Origin of the sequence: Desulfatiglans sp. (genome assembly GCA_012513605.1) — a bacterium.
Classification (GTDB): Bacteria; Desulfobacterota; DSM-4660; order Desulfatiglandales; family HGW-15; genus JAAZBV01.
Window position 1 is genome coordinate 1 of the sequence record JAAZBV010000152.1, and the last position, 6,371, is coordinate 6,371.

The 6,371-nt window shown below is 41.8% G+C and carries 2 protein-coding genes; both read left to right on the forward strand.

Going from position 1 to position 6,371, the window contains the following annotated elements; genetic code table 11:
• Nucleotides 1-436 precede the first annotated feature (436 nt).
• Nucleotides 437-2,452 carry a response regulator gene (locus GX654_20045; protein ID NLD39154.1) on the forward strand — a complete coding sequence of 672 codons (2,016 nt, stop codon included), beginning with the start codon at nucleotides 437-439 and terminating at the stop codon, nucleotides 2,450-2,452.
• 186 nt (nucleotides 2,453-2,638) lie between these two features.
• A complete protein-coding gene (locus GX654_20050) occupies nucleotides 2,639-6,169 on the forward strand; it encodes a transporter substrate-binding domain-containing protein (GenBank protein NLD39155.1) in 3,531 nt (1,176 codons plus the stop codon).
• Nucleotides 6,170-6,371: the final 202 nt, after the last annotated feature.

The following is a 6,371-nucleotide window of genomic DNA, read 5'->3' on the forward strand; positions in this document are numbered from 1 at the left end:
AAATATTGCAGACACACCTTCGGAAAAAGTGTCATCATCCTCTTTGTTTGATTTGATAAAAATGGCAGTTGAAAATCTCACAAAAAAATAGGCCCTTAACCTCTGGGTCAACAGTACCAGCCTTTCCCCCTTTATGAACAGGTTTCACCACAGAGAGCACAGCCGTTGTCGCCAAGGCTGTGTCGGGCCAGGGAGGACACAGAGAAAGTAAAAAATGTTTTTTGATTTAGCCTAATTTTTTCTGCCAATAATAAAACAGCCATGAGAAAGGTTTGACCCAAATGGCATTTGAATTAGCAGCATTTCAAAAAAATCTCCATATAATTCATTGATATTTTTTAACAGTATGTTATCTTCATTTCATTAGTGATACATCTCATTAGCCAATCACAGGCTGATAGCGGAACCTGTTAATAATATTTTTGAGGCTTTTAAAATGGATTTAAAACCTACCCGTGAAGAACTGGAACAAAAAATCAAAGAATTAGAAAAACTCCTTAATAACCAGGAGGAAAAAGAAAGAAAACTTCTTGAAGAGATAAGCGGGTTAAAACAGACTGAAAAATACTATAATGCCCTGATGCAGAATACTGATGACTTTATAGTAATATGCGACCAAAGTGCAATACCCCAGGCATTTAATGAAAGATATAAAGAAATAGGTAAGGCATTATTAAATACCGAAATAAAACCCGGTATGCAGCCTCATAAGATGTCTGGAAACCTTGAAGTGATAAAATACTGGACCTCTCTGCAGGGCAGGGCTTTAAATGGAGAGAAATTTTTAGCAGAATTTTTTGACAAAGAGAGAAATCAATATCTTGAAACCCTGTTCTGTCCTATTCGGGAAGGGGAAAAGGTAACAGGGTTTACAGAGATTACACGAAACATAACCGCCCGCAGACAGGCTGAAATAAAACAGAAGGAACTTCAATCTAAATTCTCGAATGCCCTGGAGATAGCACACTTAGGGCCATGGGAGTACGATCCAGCCAGCGATCTTTTTACCTTTAACGATTATTTCTACAAAATATTTCGCACCACAGCGGAGGAGGTTGGTGGATATGTAATGACATCAGGTGAATATAATAGGCGATTTATCCATCCGGATGACATTGCTTTTCTCACGGAGGAAGGAAGGAAAGCAAGCGAAACAAATGACCCCAACTATAACCGTCAATTCGAACAAAGAATAATCTACGCTGATGGCAATGTCGGATACATTGCGGTCCGGTTTTTTATCCAAAAGGACGAAAACGGCAGAACAATCAGGGCCTATGGTGTAAATCAGGATATAACTGAAACAGTGCGTCTCAGGGAAAAACTTGCACAGGTGCAGAAATTAGAGGCTATTGGCACTCTGGCAGGCGGTCTGGCGCATGATTACAATAATATATTAATGGGGATCCTTGGGAATACAGCACTTATGCTCCTTGAAATGGATACTGCTCATCCCCATTACGCTAAACTGAAAAACATAGAGCAATATGTCCAGAATGCATCGGACTTGACTAAACAGATGCTTGGTTTTGCCAGGGGCGGCAAGTATGAGGTAAAGCCTACTGACATGAATGAGCTGGTGAAAAAAAGCTCGGATATGTTTGGGCAGACAAAGAAAGAGATCACAATTCATACGAAATGGCAGGAAGATATCTGGACAGTTGAAATTGACCAGGGACAAATGAATCAGGTCTTGTTAAACCTGTATGTCAATGCCTGGCAGTCCATGCCTCACGGCGGAGAGCTTTATCTTGAAACAAAAAATATTGTTCTTGATGATAATTATGTTAAACCTTTTTATGTGGCGCCTGGAAATTATGTGAAGATCTCTGTTACAGATACAGGCATTGGAATGGACGCGGCTACACAAAAGAGGATCTTTGATCCGTTTTTCACAACAAAAAAGATGGGTAGAGGCACCGGACTTGGCCTTGCCACGGTCTATGGAATTATCAAAAATCATTCAGGCATTATTAATGTCTACAGTGAGAAAGGAGAAGGCTCGACGTTTAATATATATTTACCTGTTTCAAGTGCAGTTTTAACAAAAGAAAAGGAACCATCCTTTCATGTGTTAAAGGGCAATGAGACCATACTGCTTGTAGATGATGAAGAGATGATAATTAATATTGGTACACAACTGCTGGAAAGACTTGGTTATCGCGTTCTTTGTGCAAAAACAGGGAGTGAAGCCCTGGAAACCTATAAAAATAACAGAGGAAACATTGACCTTGTTATTCTGGATATGATCATGCCCAATATGGGTGGAGGGGCAGTTTATGATGAACTTAAAAAGGTATATCCAGGTGTAAAGGTCCTTCTTTCGAGCGGTTACAGCCTTAATGGGCAGGCTACTTCGATATTGAAAAGAGGATGCAATGGTTTTATCCAGAAACCTTTCGGACTTGATGAGTTATCTAAAAGGATCAGAGAAATCCTGGGGAGTGAATAATATTCAATAATTCCTGAAACCCGGTAATTGGGAGCCATTATTTAAACTGCATAATGATATTAACTGTAAAGGCCATATCATATTTCCCTAACAGCCTACAGTCTAAACCCCTCCCTACGCCCTATTCATTGACACCACTTTTCATAAAAGATACTCTGATGCAAAACAAAACAGGGTGAAAAATTTATGATGAATAAATGTCACGGAACTAAATTAAAGGCTTTGGATTTTATAAAAGCAGGTTTTTTTCTGGTTATTTTTGTTCTATTCAGTTTTTCCGCCATTTTTGCAGAAGAAATGGCTTTTGAAAAAGCAGGGGTTATACTTTCTGCATCGGAAATCGATTACCCACCATTCAGTATTATCGATGATCAAGGAGAGACAGGAGGATTCTCGGTTGAATTGATGCGTGCTGCCCTGGATGCAATGGGTATAGATGTAACATTTCGAACAGGCACATGGGCTGAAGTGAGAGGATTGCTTGAGAAAGGTGAAGTTCAGGCCCTGCCTATTGTCGGGCGAACACCCGAACGAGAACGATTGTTTGATTTTACTGTCCCCTACATGACCCTTCATGGGGCTATTGTCGTAAGAAATAAAGAAACCGGGATCAGCGATATTTCCGATCTCATTGGACGAAAAGTTCTTGTAATGAAAGGCGATAATGCAGAAGAATTCCTGCTTCGGGAGGATCGGGGAATTGAAATCCATACCGTGCCCACCTTTGAAATGGCCCTTAAAGAGCTGGCCCTGGGAAATTGTGATGCAGTGGTCATGCAAAGGCTGGTGGCTATTCGTCTGATTGAAAAAACAGGGTTTACTGACCTGCATGTTATTGATAAGCCGATTGAGGGATTCAGGCAGGATTTCTGTTTTGCTGTACGTGAAGGTGATCGTGAAACATTGGCCCTGCTGAATGAGGGGCTTGCTATTGTAATGGCAAACGGTGTTTACCGGCATCTGCATTCCAAATGGTTTGCATCTATGCAACTACCCTCAGACCGACCGATAATAGTAGGCGGTGATCTTAACTACCCCCCTTATGAATACCTGGATGAAACAGGAAACCCCGCAGGGTATAATGTAGATATCACAAGGGCTATTGCCCGTGAAATGGGGCTTAATGTAGAGATAAGACTTGGTGCATGGTCTGAACAGGTTCAGGCCCTTGAAAACGGTAAGATAGATATTTTGCAGGGCATGTTCTATTCACCTGCCCGTGATCTGAAATTTGACTTTACCCAGCCACATACTGTCAGCCATTATGTCTCAGTGGTGAGAAAGGGCGAAGGCGAGGCGCCCTCTTCAATAAACGAACTCAAAAACAAAAGAATTGTAGTGCAGAAGGAAGATATCCTGCATGATTTTATCCTGGAAAACGACCTTGAAGAACAGGTATTCCCTGTTTCCGACCAGGAAGAGGCGCTTCGTGAATTGTCTGAGGGTAAATATGATTGTGCCCTAGTTTCTCTTGTTTCAGCGCATTACCTGATAGATAAGAATAAATGGACAAATCTTGCTACAGGTAAAAAGGCTATCCTGATCTCTGATTACTGTTTTGCAGCGGCAAACGGCCAGAAGGCCCTGCTCGCCAAATTCAGTGAAGGGCTGAAATCACTTGAGAGCAGCGGAGAATACCGGAAAATATATGATAAATGGCTTGGTGTTTACAGAGAAGAGCCTGCATCGTTTATTTCTGTAATTCGTAATGCTGCGATAGTAATTATCCCTTTGCTTGGGATAGCCCTGATTGCCTTCATGTGGACATGGACCTTAAGAAGACAGGTGGCTCATAAAACCATAGCCCTGCAGGAAAGCATGGAAAGATTCAGATATATATTTGAGGCATCAAATGTTGGCAAGTCAATCACCATGCCTGACGGAAGATTGAACACAAACAGGGCATTTGCTGATTTTTTGGGATATACTACAGAGGAATTAAAAGAGGTAAAATGGCAGGATATCACACCTTCTGAAGATATTGAGGCCATAGAAAAGATTACAAAATCGCTGCTTGCGGGAGATAAGGATTCAGCTCGCTTTGAAAAGAGGTATATTCATAAAAGCGGAAAGATTCTCTGGGCTGATGTAAGCGTTGCAATGAGGCAGGATGCTAAAGGCAATCCCCTCTATTTCATTTCAACCATTGTTGATATCAGCAATAGAAAATTGGCAGAAGAGGCGCTCAGAAACAGCGAGGAATATCAGCGTGCAATGATCTCCTGCTCGCCTGTGGCGCTGTATTCAACTGATACTGGCGGTATTGTACTGAGTTGGAACATATCTGCTCAAAAGATTTTCGGATGGAGTGCAGAAGAGGTAATAGGCAAACCCCTGCCGATTGTACCTGAAGACAGGATTAATGAATATCACACACTGAGGCGAATCGTTCTTGAAGAGGGGCCTTTTACTGGCAAAGAACTTTTACACATCAAGAAGGACGGCACTCTCTTTACTGTAAAACTATCTGTTGCGCCAATCAGAAATGATAAGGGGAAAATTATTGGTATTTTTTCTGCTGCCGAGGATATCACTGAAAAGAAGAAAAATGAGGCTGAACAGGAAAAGCTCAGGTCTCAGCTTTTACAGGCCCAAAAAATGGAATCTGTGGGACGTCTGGCCGGGGGTGTTGCCCATGATTACAATAATATGCTGGGTGTGATCATCGGATATACCGAACTGCTTGCTGATACAATAGACCATGAAGACCCCTTGCAGGAATATCTAAAGGAGATCATGAAGGCTGCTATGCGATCTACAGATATTACAAAACAATTGCTGGCCTTTGCCAGAAAGCAGACTATTGAACCAAAGATACTTGATCTTAATGAAACTGTCGAAGGCATGCTTAAGATGCTGCGCCGACTTATAGGTGAAAATATTGATCTTTTATGGGAACCACGTTCAGGCCTTTGGCCGGTAAAAATGGACCCGTCACAGCTTGATCAGATACTCGCAAACTTATGTGTTAATTCAATAGATGCTATTTCTGATGTTGGTAAGATTACCATTGAAACAGATAAGGTTTGTATTGATGATGATTATTGCGAAGGGCAGCCTGGTTTTTTACCGGGTGAATATGTGATGCTGGTAGTAAGTGATAATGGATGCGGAATGAGCAGAGATACCCTTGATAAATTGTTTGAACCATTTTTTACTACAAAGGAAGTTGGTAAGGGAACCGGGCTAGGGCTTGCCATGATCTATGGCATTGTTAAACAAAATAATGGTTTTATAAATGTTTACAGTGAGCCGGGAAAAGGCACAACCTTCAGGATATATCTTCCCCGTCATGCTGAGGCTGTCGCCTCTGTTGAAAAATCCGATAATAATGAAATTCCATTGGCAAACGGCGAAACAGTAATAGTAGTGGAGGATGAACCCTCAATACTACGGCTCACAAAGTCAATGCTTGAAAGAATGGGTTACACTGTCCTTGCAGCATCAACCCCGGATATAGCAGGCACTATGGCAAAGGAACACCCTGGAGCGATTGACCTTCTGATTACAGATGTTGTTATGCCCGGAATGAATGGGCGGGATCTGGCAGGGATTATGCGGAAAGAGTATCCTGAACTTAAGGTGCTTTTCATGTCCGGCTACACAGCCAATGTTATTGCTCATCACGGGGTGCTTGATAAAGGTATTCAGTTTATTCAGAAACCTTTTTCACAAAGAGAGCTTGCAGTAAAGGTTCACGATGCGCTTAAGAGTTAATAGCAGGCTGAAGCGGTTTAGACTAAAGGCTGTTAGGTATTTCTGCTTTTTAGCCTGCTTTCCTAAAAGCCTATAGCCTACAGCCTGTGTTTTGCTATTACAACGTACCTGTTCGTAACACCCAGAATCCGCTTTTTCTGCATTGCTGCCACCACATTGGCCTGAAATCTCTCGGATGACATGGGGGCCTGTATGAAATGTG